The organism is Aeromonas genomosp. paramedia (genome assembly GCF_023093515.1).
Taxonomy (GTDB): domain Bacteria; phylum Pseudomonadota; class Gammaproteobacteria; order Enterobacterales; family Aeromonadaceae; genus Aeromonas.
In genome coordinates, this window is the sequence record NZ_JAAROG010000031.1 from 36,414 (window position 1) to 58,161 (window position 21,748).

The following is a 21,748-nucleotide window of genomic DNA, read 5'->3' on the forward strand; positions in this document are numbered from 1 at the left end:
TGACCGGCACCATGCCGATGGAAGTGGTATAACCCGCGCCGTCCCCTGAGGCAGCGCCGTGGCCGGCACCAGCCGAGCTGGTGCAAGCCGCCAGCCCGAGTCATCCACAGGCCGGGCCGCCGTTGCCCGGCCAGCTTGTTCCTGACCAAGGATGGGATCCGCGCCCTGGCGCGGGTTTCCAATGTTTGGGCCCCTCTCCCGGGCCCTTTTTTGTGCCCGCCTTCTGCCCCTGAAAAATGGTTGCCACCAACAACCAGTTGGCTATATTGGTTGCAGGTAACAACCAGAAGGACACTCACAAGATGGATCCCCGCCCCCTGCGCGCCCTCTCACGGGAACTGGTACGCGAACTCGGCATGCTCTCCCAGCAGTGCGGCTCCCTGGCCCTGAGCCCCCTGGAGGCCCACCTGCTCATCGAGCTGGAGAATGGCCCCGCCACCAATCAGCAGCTTGCCGAGCGGCTGCGCATCGACAAATCCAATGCCAGCCGCCCCCTGGCCCGCCTCGCCGAGCGGGAGCTGATCACCTGGCAGCCGCACCCCTCGGACGGGCGCAGCAAGCAGGCTAGCCTCACCGGACAGGGCAAGACACAGCTTGAGGAACTGCACCGGCAGATGGACGAGGCCATGGCCGAAACCCTGGCCCAGCTCGCCCCCGAGGAGCGCGAGCGGCTCTGGGAGGGCATGCGCCTCTATCGCAGCGCCCTCTCCCGCGCCCGCCGCCAGCAGGGCTATCGCATCAGGCCCATAGCCCCCGAGGACAATGCCGCCATCGCCGCCGTGATCCGGGCCGTCTCCGCCGAATACGGCCTCACCGCCGACAAGGGCTACGGGGTGGCGGACCCCAATCTCGACTTCCTCCATGAGACCTATCAGGGGGAGCAGAGCCGATATTGGGTGATTGAGGGGCAGGACGGCGCCATTCTCGGCGGGGGTGGCATAGCCCCCCTGGCGGGGGAAACCGGAACCTGCGAGCTGCAGAAGATGTACTTCCTGCCCGCCCTGCGCGGCCTGGGGCTGGGGCGGCGGCTGGTGCTGCAGGCCCTGGCCGAGGCACGCAACCTCGGATACCTGCGCTGCTATCTGGAGACCACGGCCGATCTGCGCGAGGCCACCAGCCTCTACGAGTCGCTGGGCTTCGAGCACCTGCCTGGCCCCCTCGGCTGTACCGGCCACGACGCCTGCGAGATCTGCATGGTGCTGGCGCTGATGCCGGCAGAGTAAATGTGAGTTCCTATCCCCCTCATCCCCAGCCCTTCTCCCGCGAGGGGAGAAGGGAGCAAACAAGTTGCCTATGAACGGTGCCCTCTGCCTCACCTAAACCCGTTGGGTGTAGTGATCAAAGGCGATGACCTTCTGATATCCCTCTGATTCGTAGAGCGATTTGGCAGGATGATTGGATACGGCTGTGGCCAGCTTTACAGTCAGCGCATCTGTCTCTTTGGCAAGACTTGCCACCCGTTTTAACAGGGCTCGCGCCACTCCCTGCTGGCGGGCTGACTCGATGACAAAGAGATCGTTGAGGTACCACATCCGCTTCATGGCAACGGATGAGAATGCCGGGTAAAGCTGGGTAAAACCGATGCTTTCACCCATCTCATTGCGAGCAAGAAAGATGACTGAATCGGCAGCATCGAGGCGCTCGGCAATAAACCCGGTTGTGGCACTCTGATCCGGCGCCTGCCCATAAAACTGCCGATAGGCATCAAACAGGCAACTGATTTCTTCAAGATGATCCGGGGTGGCCTGGATAATGTGCATTCAATGTCCTTATTGCAGTTTTTCCGACATCCCATGACCAGAGGAACCATATATTGGCGCCGTATGGAGAAATAGTTAGATATTCGTATCAAGAAGGGAAATAGAACCAGGCGGTCTGGATAAGGCCGTCCTTCACCTCGAACACCGCCACGCTCTCGATGGGCTCAGGGGAGAGGCCATAAATCAGCTCGTGATCGAACACCTTGTTGCCGAGCAGGGTTCTGGAAAGCAGCTCGGCCCGCAAGGCCGGGTTGTTGAATCTGTGCTCGGCATAGAAGCTCCGAAGCGCCCCCTTGCCGACTGTGCTCGGGGTCTCGGTCGGCATGCGATAGCCTTTGAAATCCTCGGCGAAGCAGGCAAGGAAGGCGTCGATGTCGTGGGCATTGTAGGCGGCAAACTGCGCCTCTACGGGTTGGGTGACGGACATGTCTATCTCCATAAATGAAATTCAAATCACTTATCAGCGCTTTTTATTCACACATCAAGCCCCGAATGGGGGTAGCCTCCCGACAGCGCACATAATAAAAGACCCCGCCGAAGCGGGGTCTCTCTTGCCATCAGCCACCCGCAGGGCGCGGGCGGGGTGATCAGTGCTCGCGGGTCTGGCGGAACGCCACGTCGGGGTGACGCTCCTGGGCCAGGCGCAGGTTGACCATGGTCGGGGCTATGTAGGTGAGGTTGTCACCGCCATCCAGGGCCAGGTTGACCTCGTTCTTGCGCTTGAACTCCTCGAACTTCTTGACGTCGGTCCCTTCCACCCAGCGGGCGGTGGAGACGTTGACCGCCTCGTAGATGGCTTCGACGTTGTACTCGCTCTTCAGGCGGGACACCACCACATCGAACTGCAGCACACCGACCGCACCGACGATGAGATCGTTGCTGATGAGCGGACGGAACACCTGCACCGCGCCCTCTTCGGAGAGCTGCACCAGCCCCTTGAGCAGCTGCTTCTGCTTGAGGGGGTCGCGCAGGCGGATGCGGCGGAACAGTTCGGGGGCGAAGTTCGGGATGCCGGTGAACTTGAGATCCTCACCCTGGGTGAAGGTGTCGCCGATCTGGATGGTGCCGTGGTTGTGCAGCCCTATGATGTCACCGGCGCAGGCTTCGACCGCCTGCTCCCGGTCACCGGCCATGAAGGTGACGGCGTCGGAGATGTTCACGTCCTTGCCGATGCGCACGTGGCGCATCTTCATGCCCTTGGAGTAGGTGCCGGAGACGATGCGCATAAAGGCGATACGGTCCCGGTGTTTCGGGTCCATGTTCGCCTGGATCTTGAACACGAAGCCGGAGAACTTCTCCTCGGTGGCCACCACTTCGCGGCTCTCGGCCTTGCGCGGCATGGGAGACGGCGCCCAGTCGGTCAGGCCATCCAGCATGTGGTCGACACCGAAGTTACCCAGCGCAGTCCCGAAGAAGACAGGGGTCATCTCGCCGGCGATGAAGGCCTCGTGATCGAACTCGGGAGAGGCGCCCTGCACCAGCTCCAGTTCGCCGCGCAGCTGGGCGGCCAGATCTTCACCTATGGCGGCGTCCAGCTCCGGGTTGTTCAGCCCCTTGACCACCCGCTTCTCCTGGATGGTGTGGCCCTGACCGGTCTGATACAGATAGGTCTCGTCCTTGTAGAGGTGGTAGACCCCCTTGAAGGACTTGCCGCAGCCGATGGGCCAGGTGATGGGAGCGCACATGATCTTCAGCTCGCGCTCCACCTCGTCCATCACTTCCATGGGATCGCGCACTTCGCGGTCCAGCTTGTTCATGAAGGTGAGGATGGGGGTATCGCGCAGCCGGGTCACTTCCATCAGCTTGCGGGTCCGATCTTCGACCCCCTTGGCGGCGTCGATGACCATCAGGCAGCAGTCGACCGCGGTGAGGGTACGGTAGGTATCTTCGGAGAAGTCCTCGTGACCCGGGGTGTCGAGCAGGTTGACCAGGCAGTCCGCATAGGGGAACTGCATCACTGAGGTGGTGATGGAGATGCCGCGCTGCTTCTCCATCTCCATCCAGTCGGATTTGGCGTGCTGACCCGAGCCACGGCCCTTGACGGTACCGGCGCGCTGGATGGCCTGTCCGAACAGCAGGACTTTTTCGGTGATGGTGGTTTTACCCGCATCCGGGTGCGAGATGATCGCAAAAGTGCGTCTCTTGGAGACTTCACTCAGAAATTCAGCTGACATAATTCGACGTTCTTCTATTGAGCGGCGGCCTGGAGCCACCGTGGGAATAAATGCGGGACAGCACCTTGGGATCAGGGCTCCCATGCAGACAACGACGCCACGCAGCCGGGTCATGGAACCCGCCGGTGGAAAAAGGAGGAGCGCTGCGTTACATGGGCCTTCTCGCCTGAGTCAAAGCAAAATTGCGCGACATTATACCCGCGCGAGTGAAAAATACCCAGCCCGGCATGAGGGGCTGGAGGGCGGTTCGGGATCAGGCCGCCTTCACCACCCGGTTGCGCCCCGCCAGCTTGGCGCCGTACATGGCCTCGTCGGCCCGGCGTATCAGCTCCCCGAGATTGTCATCCTCTGCCTTGTACTCGGCACAGCCTATGCTGACGTGGATGGGATGATCCTCAGGCACCCCCTCGATGACGAGGCGGGAGACGGCAATCCTGACCCGCTCCGCCACCTCGGCCGCCTCCTCCAGACCGGTGTCCGGCAGCAGCACCAGAAACTCCTCGCCGCCGTTGCGCCCCACCCTGTCCAGGCTGCGTACCTGCTCCTCGATGCACTGGGCCACCGCGGTCAGCACCTGATCCCCCACCTGGTGGCCGAGCTGGTCGTTGACCTTCTTGAAGTGATCTATGTCCAGCAGCAGCACGCACAGGGGCTTGCCGCTCTCGCGCGCCTGGGCGAACCATTTGCGCCCCTTGGCCTGGATCTGGCGCCGGTTGTGGATGCCGGTCAGTTCATCGGTCATGGCGAGGTGCTGCATCTTGCGGGTACGGCTGCGCTGGTGGAGCACCAGTATTCCCATGACCAGCAGCGACAGGGCCACCACCAGATATTGCCAGTAGCGCCGCTCCTGCAGCTGCTTGAGCTTCTCCGCCTGCAGCTGTTGCTGGGATCTGAGGGTCTGGTTCTCCAGCTCCTTGCGCGCCAGATCGAACTCGAAGCGCATCTGCAGGGCCCGCTGCTCCCGCAGCCGCTGATCCAGTGCATGGCGGGTCTGCACGAAGGCCTTGAGGCTGGCCAGGGCCTCCCCGATCCGCCCCTGATGCTCCAGCACCCGGGCGCGCACCTCGTGCACCCAGGCGAGGAAGCGCAGGTTCTGCTCCCGGGCAAAAATCGGCTCGGCCTCGTCCAGGTGCCGCAGCGCCTCGGCCGGCTTGCCCATGGCATCCAGCGCGGTGGCCATGACGATGTGCCAGTGGCCCAGAGTCACGCTGTCCGCCCCCTCCCCCTGCTGCAGCAAGGTGGCGGCCTGCTCCAGCTTGGCCATGGCCTGCGCCGTCTTGCCCTGCCTGAGCAAGATGGTGGCCAGCTCTATCCTGCTCCAGGCCAGCACACCGTCCTGCCGCTGCGCCTCATAGTAGCGCTCGGCCTCCACCATCAGGGGCAGCGCCTTGTCGTACTCGCCCGTGTCCACATAGAGCAGCCCCTGCTGGGTGTGGATATCCACCAGCCGCTCCTGATCCCCCAGCGTCCGGTAGTCGTGCTCCAGCTCCTGGAAGTAGCCCTCGGCCCGCTCGAAGAGCCCCATCCGGCGATAGGCATTGGCGATCCTGGCCAGCACCTCCCGCCCCTTGTTCTCCAACCCCAGGGCCTCGTAGCGGCGATGGGCATCGATAAGCTCCATCAGCCCTTCGGCCAGCTCCCCCTGGTAGGAGTACATCTCCCCCCGCAGGTTGAGGATGTCGGCCCGTTGCCGCTCATCCCCCAGCCTGCGCGCCAGGGTCAGGGCGGCGTCGTAATCCTGCCGCGCCTCGTCCATGTTGCCGAGCAACTGCTGATGATAACCGCGACAGGCGAGCAGACCGCTCTCGGTGACCCTGTCCTTGCGGCTCTTCACCTCTGCCAGCGCCCGATCGGCAAACTGCACGGCACGCAGGAACTCCTCGTCCCGCTCGCTCGGCTGGGCCCAGCACTGCAACCGGGCGATGCGACCCTGCACCTCCGGCGGATAGGCATCGACATGGGCAACCAGGGCGGCGACACGGTCGCGAAACACCTGCAGGGGCGGGGTATCATCCTCCAGCTGCTGCAACTCCCGGGAGAGCGCGGGCTCGGTCAGCCGGGGAGACACCGCGAAGGCGGGTGTCACTCCCAGCCATAACAGCAGGCTAACGCCCATCAGGATCTTCATGCTGATTCAGTCTCCCCGTTCGATGGCCCGGACGCCGTGCCCGCCGCCTCAATCATATCCCTCCTTGCCATGGGCGCACAGCCACGGCATGCATTGCCCTGTCAGCGCTCACTCCTGCTATCTCATTCTTTACAGAAGGAAAGTCTGCATCGACTATAAGCGAACTGACACAAGGGAAGGGATGATGAATGACCTACGAGGAGCTGCGGGAGGCTTACGACAGGTTGTTGCTGGAGAACTAGCGCCTCAAACGCATCGCGGATGACGCACGGGAGAAGCTGGATGCCGCCATGGACGGCACCGGTCTGTGCATCTGGCAGAACCATGTGCCCACCGGCAAGCTCATCATCTTCAACCGGCGCTGGGGATCCATGCTCGGCTATCAGCCCAAGGAGCTGTCTGCCCACTTCGACATCTGGCGCGAGCACCTGCACCCGGAAGACAGGGAGCGGGTGCTGCAGGCCTTCTTCGACCACCTGGAGGGCAAAAGCCCCTTCTATCAGGTGATGCACCGGATGATCGCCAAGGACGGCAAGATCACCTGGGTGCTGGATCGCGGCCGGGTGGTGGAGCGGGATGCCCAGGGCAACCCCATCCGGGTGATGGGCACCCACATCGACATCACCCACGAGAAGGAGTACGAGCAGCAGCTGGCCCAGCTCGCCCACCGGGATCCCCTCACCGGCCTGCTCAATCGCACCGCCCTGCACCGCCAGTTTCCGCAGGAATATCAGGCGATCTGCTTTATCGATCTCGATGACTTCAAGCAGGTGAACGACAACCTGGGCCACCGCGCCGGGGACGAGCTGCTGGTGGCCCTCAGCCAGCGGCTGCGTCACTGCTGCGGCGAGGAGGTCAGGCTGGGTCGGCTCGGGGGGGATGAGTTCGTGCTGCTGCTGCCCTGGCCGAGCGAGGATCCCCGCACCAGCCACCTGGCCCGTCAATGTGTCGACACCATTACCACCCCGTTCGAGCTGCCCAATGGGGAGGCGGCCGTGGGCATGAGCATGGGGATAGCGGCCATTCGGCCACAGGATGATTTCAGCACGGCGCTGGCCCGGGCCGATCAGGCCATGTACAGGGTCAAGCGCAGTGGCAAGCGGGGATTCTATATCGCCAGGCCGAGCGGCCAGCCGCTGCTGGATCAGGATCAGGTCAGCGAACGGGGCCTCTACCACAGGGCCGACATCTGACACCGGAGCGGCGCCAGCCCGCCCCTAGCCGCGTTGCCAGCGCCTGAGCAGGCGGCCCCGCAGACCGCAGTCCAGCAGCCAGCTGTTGTCGAACACCCGCAATATGGCCGACTTGGCATGCCTGGACATGGCGACGGCGTGGAAGCGGGTCTGCTGTGTTCGCCGCCGGTTCATCCGATCGAGCAGGGCATGGGGCAGGCTCTGGGCGATGAAGTCGGAGATCACCAGCACGTCCGCCCTGGCAAAATCCGGTTGCTCCAGCTGCATCAGCGCCTGCTCGAGGCAGGGCACCAGATCGGTGCCGCCGTGGAAACTCATGGAGAGGAAGCGCTCCGCCTTGTCCAGCCCGGTGTCGGCGGTGATCTCCAGGGTCGCCACCTCGGTAGAAAATAACATTAGATAGCAGCCCCGCTTCTCGTCCATCGCCAGCTTGAGCAGGGCCAGGAAGAGCGCCTTGGCGCACTCCTCCGGATAACCCCCCATGGAGCCCGAGGTATCGACGCAGACGATGAAGGGGCCCCGCGGCTGCACCTCCTGCCCGCCCTGCTCCGGGGAGCGCTGCATCAGGCGCTGGCGCGGCAAGGTGCCCCGCGACTGATAGCTCAGCAGGCGCCGCTCCAGATAGCGGCGATAGAACTCCAGCTCCAGCTCCGGCAGGGCCAGCATCACCGCCTCGCTCGGCAAGAGGCGCATCAGATCGCTGGCCGGGTGCACCCCCACCAGATCGTCAGGCACGTCGTCGGTCTGCACCTCTTCCAGCTCGTGCATGGGCACGGGGGGCAACGTCCTGGCGTCGGTTCGCCGATCCCGCTCGCTGCGCCCCAGCAGGGCCGCTATCTCCCCCAGCAGGGGTTCGCGCTGCAACATGCGGGCATATTGCTGCACCAGCACCAGGCTGCGCTTGTGCCAGCTGCCCTGGGCCAGATCCCAGAGCCCCCCTGCGGAGATCTGGTGCGGATCCAGGGCATCGGCCAGGGTCCGGTTCGCCAGCAGCTGATCTTCTATCTCCTGGCGCTGCTTCTCCCGCTCCGCCTCGGCGATCTGCTGCTGCAACTGCAGCAGGCTGCCCACCAGGCTGGCCCGCCACTTCTCCACGAACAGCTGACGCAGCCCCTCGGTCGGCTGGGCCACTATCTGGCGCACCAGGCTGCGGGCATCCCCGGCGAAGGGACTGTGCTGCTCCAGCGCCTCAAGCAGGGCCGGCAGCCGCCCCACCAGCTCGGGCAGGGACAGCAATCTGTGGGCCTGATAGAGCAGGTACTCCTGCTCCAGCGCCACCGGCACCGGCTTGTGGCGCATCTCCTCGCCGAGCTGCTCGCTCCAGCTCTGGATGCGTTTTTTCAGCAGCTTGCCCTGCAGCGGGGAGCGCTTGAGGAATTCGGAGATCTTGGGGGTGGACGCCAGTAGCAGCGCCATCTCCCCCGCCAGCTCCCCCTCACCGATGAGGAGCCCCAGATCCATCATGCCGATCTCTAGCATGGGCACTCCCTAGGCAAGGGATGCACGGCGCCATGCTGCCGGTGCGGCAGGCGGCCAAGGGCTGGTGGCGGCGTCAGTCCGGAGCGCATCAGGCATCCAGCCCGGGCAGGCGATCCCGCCACTGCTGCAGCTCCTCGCCCAGCCGTTCCAGGTCCCGGTTCAGCACGAAGAAGCTGTCCTCCACCTGGCGCAGCCAGTGCTCCCCGACAAACAGGTGGGGCTGGTGACGATCGAACAGGCTGCGCTGCCCCTTGAGGCTCTGCTGCACCCGGACGACCTGGCTCGCCAGCTCACCGAGCTCGGCCTGCCAGGGGGCCGTCACCACCTCGGGAATGGGGGTTCGCTCCACCAGCACCAGGGGAACGGGCTGGCGCTGGACATCCAGCACCTGCAGCCGCAACTGCTCGTCGAGCACCAGCTCGTAGTGCCCCTCCTTGGGGTTGCCGAGGGGCCAGCCCACCAGCGCCTCCCCGGTGGGGTGCCAGTGGGAGAGCAGGGTGCGATCGAAGGTGAGGGTCTCGGTCAGGCGATCGGGATCCCCCCCATCCAGGGGCGCCGGGGTGAGCAGGTGGAAGTGCACCTGCTTGCCGAAGGGCTTGGCGTTGGCCAGCGGCAACTCGGTGCCGCGGGCGCGGCGGCCGAACCACTGCTTGCGCTTGACCGCCTTGCAGGCGAGTCGCTGGGCAACCGCCCCCTTGAGTTGCTTGAACCGCTCGCGCAGGGCCAGCAGCTCACGGGTCAGCACCAGTTGCTGGTAGCCGTAGAGGCGGGAGAACTCGCCGATCATCTCCAGCAAGGCGGTGCGGGAGGCCTCGTCGTGCCAGAGGCAATCCTTGAACAGCAGCAGATCCAGCGGGGCCACTTCGTCACGGCCGTTGAAGAAGGCGCTCGCCTTGATGAGCCTGACCGCCTTCTTCCAGCGCCGATCCGACACATAGCAGCCGTGGCCGAGCTGGCTGTCGAGCTGCTGGCGCAGCTGGTAGATGAGCTCGAAGCAGGCGTCGGGCAGGCGCACCTGCTCGATCTCCTGCTGCCAGGCCTCGTACTCCTCCCCCCGGATCTGCACCGAGGGAGTCAGGTTCTGGTGGGATTGGCCGTCGCTCGCCAGCATGGCCTGGAAGTTGGATTTCTCCTGCACCCTGTCCATCCAGATCCGCACCAGCATGCGATCGTAGAGCGCCTCCAGCCCGCTGTCCGGGGCGGGCAGCTCGTTCGAGGCGGTCACCAGCAGCCGCATGGGAATGGGGTGCTGGCTGTCGCCGTTGCGGAACTGTCGCTCGTTGATGGCGGTGAGCAGGGTGTTGAGGATGGCCGGGCCCGCCTTCCAGATCTCGTCGAGGAAGACCACCTCGGCCTCCGGCAGGTAGCCGTGCGTCAGCCTCAGGTACTTGCCATCCTCCTTGAGCGCCTGGATGGAGAGGGGGCCGAACACCTCCTCCGGCGTGCTGAAGCGGGTCATCAGGTATTCGAAGTGGCGGGCATCGTGAAAGGCGAGCTTGAGGCGCCGCGCGATCAGGCTCTTGGCGATGCCGGGAGGACCAAGCAGGAAGACGCTCTCGCCACTCAAGGCCGCCAGCAGGCCGAGCCGCAGGGCGTCCTGGCGCTCATAGAGCCCCTCCCCGAGGGCAGCCAGCAGCCGTGGCAGGCGCTCATGGATGGGGGTGGCACGAACAGTATTCTGGGCTAAAGGCGGCATAGGCACAGTTCCGAAGCTGGTATTGTCATGGTGTCCACGGGGTCCGGCCTCAGGCCCCGCCTCACTGTCATGGTCTGTTGAATCTGGTCATCCCGCGGTCGGGGTCGGGACAGCACGGCCCCGGCGGGACAATCCCGGCACGCAAGGGGGTGCAGCAAAACCTGCGAGAGTGTACTCTGCGCATCAGAATTTACCCCAACGCAGATCAAGAGTGAGCCTTCGCATGCAAGATCCCCTGCTGGACCCACTGCGTCAGCGCATCCTAGCCCGGATGGGCATCCCCCTCTGGCAACTGAGAGCCCGGGGCCTGCCAGACCAACCGGCAGACGCTGCGGCAGCCCGGCAGCCGCAGGTGACCCCGGCGGCAGAGGATGCGGCGACCCCACGCCAGCCGGTGACCCCGGCGGCAGAGGATGCGGCGACCCCACACCAGCCGGTGACCCCGGTGGCAGAGGATGCGGCGACCCCACGCCAGCCGGTGGCGGTGCCGACCGGCAAGCTGTGGCTGCAGGCCGAGGCGCTGCCCGCGCCCTCTTTGCTCGGGGACATCTGCCAGTGGCTCGGCATAGGCACGGACGAGGTCTCCTTGCTCGGCGAGCTGCCCGAGGGGGTGACGCCCCCCCTGCTCTGGCTGACGGCCCCGGATCCGCGCTGGCCCCATGCCCTCGTCTGCCCGCTCAAGCCAGGCCCGGCGCACAAGCGCGCCCTCTGGCAGCAGTGCCGGCAGCGCCAGCCCGGTTGAACCGGCCAGCCGCCAAGATCCTTGAAGCCACGACCATGGCATGACCATGCCGTCCGTCGCAAGTCCGAATCCCGTCCGGAGTAACCATGTCTGACCTCTTGCCCAGCTTTCGTCCCCTGCTCGAATCCGATTTCGATGCCATCTATCCCATAGAGCGGGCCGCCCACCAGGAGCCCTGGAGCCAGGCCAACCTGCTCTCCTGCTTCGGGCCGCGCTATCTCAGCGGCCTGATGCTGGTGGAGGGCCGTCCCGCCGGTTTCTATATCTCGGATCTGGTGGCGGGAGACAGCTCGCTGATGAACATCTGCGTGCACCCCGAGTTTCAGGGCAAGGGGCTGGGTCGGGCGCTGCTCAAGGAGTATCTGGTCCGCAGCAAGGCGAAGGGGGCCGAGGCCTGGTTCCTGGAGGTGCGGGCGGGCAACCGCACCGCCATCGGCCTCTACGAGAGCGAGGGGTTTGCCGAGTATTGCCGCCGCGCCGACTACTACGGCACCGGCCAGGATCGGGAGGATGCCGTGCTGATGTCCCGCCTGTTCGACTTCGGCTAAGAGACCGCCCGCAACAGACAAGGGGGCCGTGCAGCCCCCTTGTCGTGTCTACCCTCATCCCGCTCCCCAGCCGCCCCTCAGGGCAGGGGGGCATTGTCGATGGCGGGATCCTCCAGGCTGAGGGTGACCCTCAGCACCGCCTCGAAGGCGGCCCCCGAGAGCGGCATGAAGAAGCCGCGCCCGTAGGTGACCCCTGGCATCCAGATCTGCTGGATATCCACCGCCACCTTGATGGGCCTAAGCGGCTCCCCCGGTCGCTGCACATAGATGCCGGGGGCGGTCGCCACCTGGGGGAAGCGCCGCAGTATGTGCTCGCTGCCATCCCCCGCATCCGGGTTGAGCCGCACCTTGGCCAGCCCCGCCAGGGCAGACTGCATCTCGGGGGCACGCCACAGCTCGCTATCGAGCGCCTTGCAGCGTCGGCATTTGGCGCGCTCTATCACGTAGAGCAAGGGGTATCCTTCCCTCAGCGCCAGCCGCTGCGCCTGCTCATAACCCTCGGCCCCCCTCAGCCAGGGATTGTCCTGCCCCTCGGATCCGCCAAGGAGAAACCAGAGTGCGCCGGCTCCCGCCAGCAGCAACAACATGCCCGTCAACAGACTCTTGACCCCGATCCCCATGGCGCTACTCCCTGAATGAATCCGACCCTTGCCCTTATCATGCCTGACTCTCCCCGAGTTGACGACTTTGTGATCCAGGACAAATGGCGCACACTTGTAAGCTGTAATGTTAGAGTTTAAACTCCAGCCCCGATTTTAGTGCCCCTGCGGGCGCACAACTGTTACTTGAGGATGATTTAGATGTCGCAGCTTCATCTGGTTAGAGTGATGCGTGAGCGTATTGCCCGCCTTGGCAACAAGGCCGCCCTGCGCGTCCAGCAGGATGGCCAGTGGCGTGCCATCGGCTGGCGCACCCTGGGCCAGGCCATGGACTACTGCGCCCAGGCGCTGATCCGCGCCGGCCACCAGCCCACCGAGATGGTCGGCATCTATGCCCGCAACATGCCGGAGTGGACCCAGGCCGATCTCGGCATCCTGGCCGCCCGCGGCGTCAGCGTGCCCATCTACCCCACCAGCACCCTGGATCAGCTGCGCTACATCGTAAAGGATGCCGGCATCAAGCTGCTGTTCGTGGGGGAACAACCCCAATTCGATCAGGCGCTCCTGCTGCTCGAGAGCGGCGAGATCAACCAGATAGTCACCCTGGACGGCACCGTCGATCTGCGTGGCTGCGAGCAGGCGAGCCACTTCCAGAGCTTCCTGGTCTCCGGCAACCATCAGCCGAGCGAGCAGGTGCTGAGGGAGCGCGAGCAGCACTACCGCATGGACGATCTGCTGACCCTGATCTACACCTCGGGCACCACGGGTGAACCCAAGGGGGTCATGCTCGACTTCAACAACATCGCCGCCTGCTTCGAGATGCACGACCGCCGCCTGGATCTTGGCGAGCAGGACGTGTCCCTCTGCATGCTGCCGCTGAGCCACGTGTTCGAGCGCGCCTGGAGCTACTACGTGCTCTATTGCGGCGCCGAGAACGTCTATATCCGCGATCCGCAGAAGGTGATGGAGGTGATTGGCGAGGTGCAGCCGACCGTGATGTGCGCCGTGCCGCGCCTCTACGAGAAGGCCTACGCCATGATCCAGGCCAAAGTTGCCCAGGCGCCGCGCCTGCGCCGTGCCCTGTTCGGCTGGGCCACCGGGGTCGGCAAGCGGATGGTCGCCACCCGCCAGGCCGGCAAGTCCGCCTCCCCCCTGCTCTACCTGCAGCTGGCCCTGGCCGAGCGGCTGGTGTTTCGCAAGCTGCGTGCCCGCTTCGGCGGCCGCACCCGCTTCCTGCCGGTGGCGGGCGCCCGCCTCGCGGACGACGTCAACCTCTTCTTCCAGGCCATGGGGCTCAACCTCAAGTACGGCTACGGCATGACAGAGACCACGGCCACCGTCTGCTGCTACGAGGAGAGCCAGTTCAAGCTGGGTTCCATCGGCACCGTCATGGAGGGCATAGAGGTCAAACTCGGGGAGAACAACGAGCTGCTGGTGCGCTCGCCCACGGTGATGCGCGGCTACTACAACAAGCCAGAGGCCACGGCCGAGGTGATGACGGCGGATGGCTTCCTGCGTACCGGCGATGCCGGCGAGCTGGACGACGAGGGCAACATCTACTTCACCGAGCGTCTCAAGGAGCTGATGAAGACCTCCAACGGCAAGTACGTGGCACCGCAACTGGTGGAGGGGACCCTGGGCAAGGATCGCTTCATCGAGCAGATCGCCATCGTCGCCGATGCCCGCCACTTCGTCTCGGCGCTGATCGTCCCCTGCTTCGAGTCCCTGGAGGAGTATGCCCGCTCCATCAACCTGCAATACCAGTGCAAGACCGAGCTGCTGCGCCACTCCAAGGTGGTGGAGTTCTTCGAGGCACGGATCGCGGATCTGCAACAGGAGCTGGCCAAGTTCGAGCAGGTGAAGAAGTTCACCCTGCTGCCGAGCGCCTTCTCCATGGAGCTCGGGGAGATCACCCCCACCATGAAGCTGCGCCGCAAGATCATCGAATCCAAGTACCAGAGCGAGATCGAAGCCATGTATAGCCATGTCTGAGTCCAGCCACCGCTGATCCCTCATCTGGCATGAAAAAGCCGCTCATGGAGCGGCTTTTTGCTGTCTGCCTGTGACTCAGGGCAGCTTCACCAGTGGCTGCTCCCGCAGCTCGGTGGGGCGGCCGTCCTGGATCTTCTCCACCTGGGCCAGGGCCTGCTTCACCTCCTCCCCATTGCGCAGCAGGCGATAGGTCAGGTCGAAGGTCTTGGTCTCCCCAGGCTGGATCTTGGGCACCAGCCCCAGCGGACGCTGGTACTTGGTGCTGTAGGCATAGCTGGTGCCGGGCTCTATGCCGGCCACATAGCCCTGGGCCCGGGTGTCTGTGTTCTTCCACAGGGTCAGCACAGGCAACTGGTGCGTGTTGTAACCCACCGCCACCCCGACGCTGCCCGCCTTGTTGTTCAGCACCGCCAGGGTATTGCCCTCGGCATCGCTGTAGGGCACCAGGTTGAACACCATCTCGTCGAAGCCCTTGGTGGGCCCCAGGTAGGTTTGCCAGCCCTTGAGCCCTGCCTTGGCGTAGTCGTTGAACGGAGAGATCTGCTTCACCGGGGTGCTGACGCGCGCCCCCTCCTCCAGGATGGGGGCCCCGAAGTTGCCGTGATAGATGATCTGGTACTCGTTCTCGTAGTCGGCGTGGTTGGTCAGCTTGTCCTGCAGGGCAAATTCCGCCTGACCGGGCACTACGCTCAGCTGGGTCCAGGTGACCAGCTCGCTCATCTTGAAGGTGCGCTCGTCCACCCGGCCCCGCACGTGGATGGCATAGGGCGGCTCCTCGTCCACCGTCACGCTGACCACGGACGCCGGTATGTTCTGCACCCGGCCGTGCAGGCTCTTGAGGCGGCCGTCGTCATCCACCCCGGGGTGACCGGTCCACTCGTAGCCGCAGCGCACCAGCATCTCGTTGAAGCCATCGAGCCAGCCGAGACCGGCGCGGCTCTCCAGATCGATGAAGGCCGGGTTGACCACCTCCTTGACCGGCGAATCCCAGCCCAGGCGCAGATCGGCTCCCTTGACCTCCTTGATCCCCATGCCGCGGGTCGGCACCAGGGTGATCTTCATCACCCCGTTGTCGACGATGAGCAGATCCACCCCCTCCTGGCGCCCGCCGTGCAGGCGCCTCTTTTCGATGGAGAAGGGGACCGGGCTCTTGATCCCCAGCTTGTCGCTGGTGATCTTCCAGTCCCCCACATCCAGCCCCTGCTGGGCGTCGGTCAGCAGGAATTCGGCGGCCTGGCCAGCACTCGCGCCCAGGGCGAGCAGCACGGCAATGGAGAGTCTCTTCAACATGGCTTTATCCTCGTGTCTCTTGTTCTTGTGAGTGGTTTTCGTGAAAGCTGAATCGTTTCAGTGATCGAAAACTAGGCGCCTGGCGCACCAGACTCAAGGGTCAAAAGGGGGAAATGTGAGCCGTTTGACAATAAAAGCGTCGATCGGCTTGCTGAAGTGAAGGCTGACTCACAGTCAGGATCGGGGGGATGAGGGGCAAGGAGGAGGGGAGGCGCCGCAGCGCCTCCACGGGATCCTGTCTCTCCCTGCCCTACTCCAGCGCCCACGCCACGGCGGCGTCGGCATGAATGGCGGTGGTGTCGTAGAGCGGCACGGCGGCCTGGCACTCCCCCACCAGCAGGGCGATTTCGGTGCAGCCCAGGATCACGGCCTGGGCCCCGGCCCGGGCCAGATCGGCGATGATGGCCAGGTATTCGGCCTGCGACGACTCGCGGATCTGCCCAAGGCAGAGCTCGTCATAGATGATGCGGTGCACCCGCTCCCGCGCGGCGTCACCGGGCACCAGCACCTCCAGCCCGAACTGCGCCTCCAGCCGCCCCTTGTAGAAATCCTGCTCCATGGTGAAGCGGGTACCGAGCAAGCCGACCCGGGTCACCCCGTCGGCCAGCAGGCGGCGGGCGGTGGCGTCGGCGATGTGCAGCAGCGGGATCTCGATGGCGGCGGCGATCTCGGGCGCCACCTTGTGCATGGTGTTGGTCCCTATCATCAGGAAATCGGCGCCACCGGCCTGGAGTGCCCGGGCCTCGGCCGCCAGCAGACGGGCGGTGGCGGGCCAGTCACCGGCATGTTGCAGCCGCTCTATCTCGGCAAAATCGACGCTATTGAGCAACACCCGCGCCGAGTGCAGGCCGCCGAGCCGCCCCCGCACGCCCCGGTTGAGCGCCTGGTAGTAGCTGACGGTGGACTCCCAGCTCATGCCACCCAGCAGACCGATACATTTCATTAGACCTCCTTGCCACCATGCTGGCACTGGGCGACGCGAGCGCCATGCCGCGCCACCGGGGAAACAAAAAAGGCCCCGAAGGGCCAACAAGACAGCCGGTAAAGGCTCAGGCCAGGGCCTAAACCCAGATCATCAGCACGCAGGCCGCCGTGGCGATCCCCATGCCGAGGTTAAAACGACGCCAGCCTCTGGCGGTACGGATGAGGCGGCGCACCTGGGCACCGAACAGCACCCAGAAGGCCCCCGTGTAGAGGCCGGTCACGAAGAAGATGCCGAGCACCCAGCCGGCGGACGGCCAGTAAGCCTCCCCCGCCAGGGTGAAGCCGCTGATGGCGGAGAGCGCCATCATCCAGGCCTTGGGGTTGAGCAACTGCAACATGGCCCCCTGATGGGCCGGAATGAGCGGCCGGCTGCCATCCGCCGGGCCGCTGGCATTGGCCACCTTCCAGGCCAGCCAGAGCAGGTAGGCCGAACCCACCAGCTTGAGACCGTCGTGCAGCAACGGCACCTTCTCGAACATCACCCCCAGTCCCAGGGCTGTAGCCAGGATCATCAGGTTGATGCCCCCCACCACCCCCACCAGCAGGGGAATGGAGCGGCGAAATCCCTGGGCGGCCCCGGCGCTGGTGAGCAGCATGTTGTTGGGGCCCGGGGTGCCACAGGTGATCAGGGCAAAGCCCGCCAGGGGGAACAACCAGTTCAGATCCATCTCAATCTCATCCTTTAGTACGGCAAGAGCGCGGCAAGCCTCCTAATATGCAGAGCCTCTGCCCTGACGACAAGGTCAGCAATGCATTTTCTTTGCATGAATAATCAGGCACTCATTAATACCAGAGCATCACCACGCACAGGGCGGTGAGGGCCCCCAGGCTGCCATTGAGGCGGCGCCACCCCTTGTCCGAGTTGATCCAGCGGCTGAGCTGATGACCGAACAGCACCCAGGCAAAGCAGACCGGCAGTCCCGCCATGGGGAAGACCGACATGATGCCCCACATGCTGGCCCAGTAGTCGCTCCCCGGCAGGCTGAACAGGCTGATGGCGGAGATCCCCATCATCCAGGCCTTGGGGTTGAGAAACTGGAAGCCCAGCCCTTCCAGCAGGGTCAGCGGGCGGGCGCGTCTCGCCGGATCCCCTGGGGCACCGGCCACCGCGATGCGCCAGGCCAGCCACAGCAGATAGAGGCTGCCAAGCACCTGCAGGCTCAGCTTGAGCAGGGGCCAGCGCTCGAACAGCGGATAGAAGCCGAGCGCCAGCACCAGTTGCAGCACCGGCTGGCCGACCGTCACCCCGATGAGGTGTGGCAGGGTGCGACGCACCCCGAAGTTGGCGCCGGATGCCGTCAGCATCAGGTTGTTGGGCCCCGGGGTGCCGCAGGTGAGCAGGGCGAAGCCAAACAGGGTGGCGTACCATTCGATGGTCATGAGGTGACTCCTTTCTCGCCACATTGTATCGGTACAATGTGAGCTATCGGGTTGTTAACAGGCTGAATATCACGCTATATTGGGGACAATATTGGATCAATGGATTTATTGTCACCATGACAATCTGGACGCCCGACCTCACCCCCTTCGAGGGACCCCTCTACCTGAAACTGGTCAAGGCCATCGAGCAGGCCATTGCCGATGGCGCCCTGCCTCCCCAGACCCGGCTGCCCACCCACAGGGCGCTGGCGGACCGGCTGGGGGTGACGGTGGGCACCATCACCCGCGCCTACACGGAGGCCGAGCGGCGGGGTCTGCTGGCGGCCAGGGTGGGTCATGGCACCTGGGTCAGGGCCGCGGCGGATCCCGCCAACGAATGGGTGATCCGCAACGAGGACAATCACCGCATCGAGCTGTGGCAGAACCTGCCGGTGCAGCTGGACAGGGCCGCCATCATCAAGCCCATGCTGACCGAACTGGCGGACGGGGATCTCAACGGCCTGCTCGGCTATGACAAGGAGGCGGGGCGTGCCCCCCAGCGCCAGCTGTTCATCGACTGGCTCGCCGAGCAGGGCATCCGGGGAAGCGAGGAGAGGCTGCTGTTCAGCCATGGGGCCCAGCACGGCATCATGCTGGCCCTGCTGGCCACCGGCTGCGTGGGGGAGACCCTCTTCTGCGAGGGGCTCAGCTACCCCGGCATGCTGGGCAATGCGCGTCAGCTGAAGAATCAGGTGATGGGGCTGGCGATGGACGAGGAGGGGCTGATCCCCGCCGCCCTGGAGGCCGCCTGCCGCCAGCGGCGGGCCAAGCTGCTCTACCTGACCCCCACACTGCAGAATCCCACCACGGCCACCATGAGCCTGGCGCGGCGGGAGGAAATAGTCGCCATCGCCCGCCGCCACGATCTGCTGATCGTCGAGGACGACGTCAACGGCCTGCTGCCCGAGGAGATGCTGCCGCCCCTGGTCAACCTGGCGCCGGAGCGGGTCATCTACCTCGGCAGCCTGGCCAAGATCGCCTGCGGCGGCCTGAGGGTCGGCTTCGTACTGACTCCCCCCGCCCTTCGCAACGGCTTCGCCCAGGCCATGCGGCTGTCGAGCTGGATGGTAAGCCCCCTGCTCATCGAGCTGGCCTGCAAGCTGGTGAGCCAGCGCCAGATCATGCCGCTCATCGAACAACAGCGAAAAATCCTGGCGCGTCGGGGGGAGCTGCTGCGCCACCTGCTGCCTGGGGCCCGCTGGCAGCAGGGTTCCATGCACGCCTGGTTGCCGCTGCCCGAGCCCTGGCGCAGTCAGGAGTTCGCCGAGGCGGCCAACGCCCTTGACGTCGGGGTCGCGAGCGGAGAACACTTTGCCGCCGGCCAGTTTGCCGCCCCGCAAGGGGTGCGCCTGAGCCTGAGCCAGCCCGCCACCGACGCCCGCGTCGCCGAGGGGCTGGAGCGCCTCGCCGGGCTGCTGCGCGCGGCGCCCCCCACCAATCCCCTGCTATAGTCTGTGGCCCTGATCCCGAAGGAGTGACCATGCTGCCCGTCCGCCCCGCCCTGCTGCTCGTCACCCTGCTGCTGGGAGGCTGCGCCTCCCCCAGCCATCAGCAGCTGGGCCAGGCCCTGAGTGGCCTGGAAGGGGAGCTGACAAGGCTGGAGGAGGAGCTGGCCGCCATGAACGGGCTCCACTACCAGAAGGCCATAGACGCGCCCCTGGCCCTGCGCCGCTACCTGAGCGCCCCCTCCCCCACGGCGGAGGGCCTGGTGCCCGCCCAGAGCCGGCTGCAGGACGGCCCTCTGCTGCGCTACGACTACCGCCTGCCGGCGTCCATGACCCGGCTGCCCACGGACAACCCCTGCCTGCGCTACGAGTTCGAGCTGCGCCACCTCGGTCGCCTCGGCCAGCTCGAGCTCGCCTGGCAGGGGAGCGGGCAGCAGGGCAATCGGCTCATCCGCCAGCGCGACTGTCCCTTCTCCGCCCGGGGGCCGGGGTTGCAATGAGGCCTGCCGACGCAGGGACCCTGTCCGGGCTAAGTGTGCGTGGGCCTTGCGGCCCCGCCAGCTCACCACTGACCCAAGTGAGGTATTGACCCCGTCACGGCTCCCGGACGACAGTGGAGGCTACTTTTGAATCCAACCTCGCCACCCCGACCGGCGAAGGAGCGTCGAAGATGCAGATCCTCCTGATCGAAGACGATGCCATGCTGGGCTCGGCCCTCACCCAGGGGTTGAGTGACCAGGGGATGGCCCCCTCCCAGCTGCACCACTGCAAAGAGCTCGCCACCCTGCCGGCCCTGCTGCGCCAGCAGTCGTTCGATGCCATCCTCTGCCGCCAGTATCACCACCAGGCCCGCGAGGGGGTCCGCCTGCTGCAGGAGGCCCACCACCTGGGGCTGCTCACGCCGGGTTGCGTGCTGCTGCTGCTGGACCATGACGATGATGCCGGTCATTTTCCCCCCGCCGATCTCTATTTCGCCCTGCGCCTGGCCGTCCCCTTCACCACCGAGCAATTGAGCCGCAGCCTGCTCGAACTGCTGGCGCTGACGACCCTGAGCCGCCCCCTGGCGACGCCCATGGCCCTCAGGGAGTGGCGCAGCGCCTGCGCCCAGTGCGAGGATCTGCTCTACCGGCATGCCAGCAACAAGGCGCTGGGGCCGCAGATGGACAGGATCAAGGGTTACATGCTGTTGCAGGAGCAGGATCACTTCCAGGCCACCCAGCACTACGCCATGTGCACCACTGAGCACGACGCCTGGTGGCCGCGCAAGGGGTTGATCCTCGCCCTGCTCGGATTGAACAGGCTGGAGAGTGCCCGCAAGGATCTGGCCCGCAATCAGCAGAAGTTGCCCCCCGCCATTCATCAGGAGCTCTCCCTCGCCTGCCTGCTGCACGAGGCGCAGTGGGAGAGCGCCTGGGACACCTTGTCGGGATTGCTGCAACGCTGTCCCTGGCAGCCACAATGGCGCCAGACCGCCATCTTGCTGGCCCTGTTGCTCAAAGAGGAGGGGAAGGTGCTGGCCCAGGCCGACGACTTCACCCTGCGCTTCTTCCCCAAGCAGAAGTTTCGCCAGTCCGTCGAGCGCTGCATGCTGGATGCCACCCTGGCGGTGCTCTGGCATCCCCCGGTCGCGGCCAGGGCGCATGGACTGCAACAGGGTCTCGCGGATCTCGGCCAGCAGGCGGGCACCCTGCGGGCCCACGAGGAGGCCCTGCTACGCGCCCTGATGCTGGGACTGGATTACCGCTTCGACGAGGCCCTGCTGCTGCTGGCCAAGCACCCGCCAGAGGCGGCGCGGGACCATCACCTCAACCAGTTGCTCGGCGTGGCCGTCAGCCAGTTCTGCGGCCTGCCCCACCACGCCCGGCGCTATCTGGCCCAGCTGGGCCAGTACCGGGGGCCGGTGGCACAGAGCCCGCAGTTGCAGCGGCTGATCCGCCAGGTGGTCGAGGATCTCCAGCGGCAGCTGGAGCAGCGCGAGCAGCACCTGGCCCAGTTGCGCCAGCAGCGGCAACAGGCCATGACGGCGGGCCAGCACCAGCTCGCCGTGCAGTGTGCCCTGACCCTGCAGGAGACGTTCCCCGCCCAGGCGGGAGATGCCTGGCAACTGCTGACGTTGCTCACCCACTGCTGGCCCGCCGGCATGGCGGCCCCGGCGGTGGCGCAACTGGTGGACAGGCTGGAGCTGCGCCTCAACCACAGCGCCGCCTTCATGGGGCAGCATGCCGACGCCTGTCAGGAGACGCTGCGGCAGATCCGATCTCATCTGGCCCCCAGGCTTTCCCCCCTCCCACCCCATTAG

General features: G+C 65.4%; 19 protein-coding genes. 8 read left to right on the forward strand and 11 right to left on the reverse strand.

Annotated features, from left to right (window positions below; translation table 11 throughout):
• The first annotated feature begins 302 nt into the window (after window positions 1-302).
• Window positions 303-1,223, forward strand: a complete 921-nt coding sequence (locus tag HB860_RS20805) for a MarR family transcriptional regulator (RefSeq protein WP_247627825.1) — start codon at window positions 303-305, stop codon at window positions 1,221-1,223.
• Window positions 1,224-1,316: 93 nt separating this feature from the next.
• Here the strand turns inward: HB860_RS20805 and HB860_RS20810 are convergent, their stop codons facing one another.
• From HB860_RS20810 to HB860_RS20825, 4 genes are all read right to left on the reverse strand, one after another.
• On the reverse strand, window positions 1,317-1,760 hold the full coding sequence (locus HB860_RS20810) for a GNAT family N-acetyltransferase (protein ID WP_247627826.1): 444 nt from the start codon (window positions 1,758-1,760) through the stop codon (window positions 1,317-1,319).
• A gap of 88 nt (window positions 1,761-1,848) precedes the next feature.
• Window positions 1,849-2,187: a nuclear transport factor 2 family protein gene (locus HB860_RS20815; protein ID WP_247627827.1), complete on the reverse strand. Its 339-nt coding sequence runs from the start codon at window positions 2,185-2,187 to the stop codon at window positions 1,849-1,851.
• Between the two features lie 160 nt (window positions 2,188-2,347).
• Window positions 2,348-3,937, reverse strand: coding sequence for a peptide chain release factor 3 (prfC, locus tag HB860_RS20820; protein ID WP_139439693.1), 1,590 nt, complete (start codon window positions 3,935-3,937; stop codon window positions 2,348-2,350).
• A gap of 250 nt (window positions 3,938-4,187) precedes the next feature.
• Complete coding sequence (locus HB860_RS20825) at window positions 4,188-6,062, reverse strand: GGDEF domain-containing protein (RefSeq protein WP_247627828.1); 1,875 nt, start codon at window positions 6,060-6,062, stop codon at window positions 4,188-4,190.
• A gap of 254 nt (window positions 6,063-6,316) precedes the next feature.
• Here HB860_RS20825 and HB860_RS22250 point away from each other — a divergent pair, with 254 nt between their 5' ends.
• On the forward strand, window positions 6,317-7,255 hold the full coding sequence (locus HB860_RS22250; protein ID WP_348773053.1) for a sensor domain-containing diguanylate cyclase: 939 nt from the start codon (window positions 6,317-6,319) through the stop codon (window positions 7,253-7,255).
• Window positions 7,256-7,279: 24 nt separating this feature from the next.
• Here the strand turns inward: HB860_RS22250 and viaA are convergent, their stop codons facing one another.
• Entirely contained in the window at window positions 7,280-8,734 is a 1,455-nt protein-coding gene (viaA, locus tag HB860_RS20840; RefSeq protein ID WP_247627829.1) for an ATPase RavA stimulator ViaA, read from the reverse strand.
• Window positions 8,735-8,822: 88 nt separating this feature from the next.
• Window positions 8,823-10,430, reverse strand: a complete 1,608-nt coding sequence (locus HB860_RS20845) for an ATPase RavA domain-containing protein (RefSeq protein WP_247627830.1) — start codon at window positions 10,428-10,430, stop codon at window positions 8,823-8,825.
• Between the two features lie 223 nt (window positions 10,431-10,653).
• Between HB860_RS20845 and HB860_RS20850 the strand changes: the two genes are divergently transcribed.
• On the forward strand, window positions 10,654-11,172 hold the full coding sequence (locus tag HB860_RS20850; protein WP_247627831.1) for a hypothetical protein: 519 nt from the start codon (window positions 10,654-10,656) through the stop codon (window positions 11,170-11,172).
• A gap of 98 nt (window positions 11,173-11,270) precedes the next feature.
• On the forward strand, window positions 11,271-11,720 hold the full coding sequence (rimI, locus tag HB860_RS20855; RefSeq protein WP_247627885.1) for a ribosomal protein S18-alanine N-acetyltransferase: 450 nt from the start codon (window positions 11,271-11,273) through the stop codon (window positions 11,718-11,720).
• 77 nt (window positions 11,721-11,797) lie between these two features.
• Here rimI and HB860_RS20860 read toward each other — a convergent pair whose 3' ends face one another.
• Window positions 11,798-12,340 (reverse strand): thioredoxin family protein, encoded by a 543-nt coding sequence (locus tag HB860_RS20860; protein WP_247627832.1) that lies wholly within the window; start codon window positions 12,338-12,340, stop codon window positions 11,798-11,800.
• A gap of 180 nt (window positions 12,341-12,520) precedes the next feature.
• Between HB860_RS20860 and HB860_RS20865 the strand changes: the two genes are divergently transcribed.
• Window positions 12,521-14,311, forward strand: coding sequence for an AMP-dependent synthetase/ligase (locus tag HB860_RS20865; protein WP_247627833.1), 1,791 nt, complete (start codon window positions 12,521-12,523; stop codon window positions 14,309-14,311).
• A gap of 75 nt (window positions 14,312-14,386) precedes the next feature.
• Here HB860_RS20865 and HB860_RS20870 read toward each other — a convergent pair whose 3' ends face one another.
• The 4 genes from HB860_RS20870 to HB860_RS20885 all read right to left on the reverse strand — a co-directional run bounded on the left by HB860_RS20870 (window position 14,387) and on the right by HB860_RS20885 (window position 17,965).
• Entirely contained in the window at window positions 14,387-15,601 is a 1,215-nt protein-coding gene (locus tag HB860_RS20870; RefSeq protein ID WP_247627834.1) for an aldose 1-epimerase family protein, read from the reverse strand.
• Window positions 15,602-15,851: 250 nt separating this feature from the next.
• Window positions 15,852-16,544, reverse strand: a complete 693-nt coding sequence (locus HB860_RS20875; RefSeq protein ID WP_247627835.1) for an aspartate/glutamate racemase family protein — start codon at window positions 16,542-16,544, stop codon at window positions 15,852-15,854.
• Between the two features lie 118 nt (window positions 16,545-16,662).
• On the reverse strand, window positions 16,663-17,253 hold the full coding sequence (locus HB860_RS20880; protein ID WP_139439688.1) for a LysE family translocator: 591 nt from the start codon (window positions 17,251-17,253) through the stop codon (window positions 16,663-16,665).
• Between the two features lie 115 nt (window positions 17,254-17,368).
• Entirely contained in the window at window positions 17,369-17,965 is a 597-nt protein-coding gene (locus HB860_RS20885; RefSeq protein ID WP_139439689.1) for a LysE family translocator, read from the reverse strand.
• A 116-nt stretch (window positions 17,966-18,081) separates the two neighbouring features.
• On the opposite strand from HB860_RS20885, the gene HB860_RS20890 reads away from it, so the two are divergent.
• The 3 genes from HB860_RS20890 to HB860_RS20900 all read left to right on the forward strand — a co-directional run bounded on the left by HB860_RS20890 (window position 18,082) and on the right by HB860_RS20900 (window position 21,748).
• Window positions 18,082-19,455 carry a PLP-dependent aminotransferase family protein gene (locus HB860_RS20890; RefSeq protein WP_247627836.1) on the forward strand — a complete coding sequence of 458 codons (1,374 nt, stop codon included), beginning with the start codon at window positions 18,082-18,084 and terminating at the stop codon, window positions 19,453-19,455.
• 29 nt (window positions 19,456-19,484) lie between these two features.
• Window positions 19,485-19,949, forward strand: coding sequence for a hypothetical protein (locus tag HB860_RS20895; protein WP_247627837.1), 465 nt, complete (start codon window positions 19,485-19,487; stop codon window positions 19,947-19,949).
• 170 nt (window positions 19,950-20,119) lie between these two features.
• Window positions 20,120-21,748, forward strand: a complete 1,629-nt coding sequence (locus HB860_RS20900; protein WP_247627838.1) for a hypothetical protein — start codon at window positions 20,120-20,122, stop codon at window positions 21,746-21,748.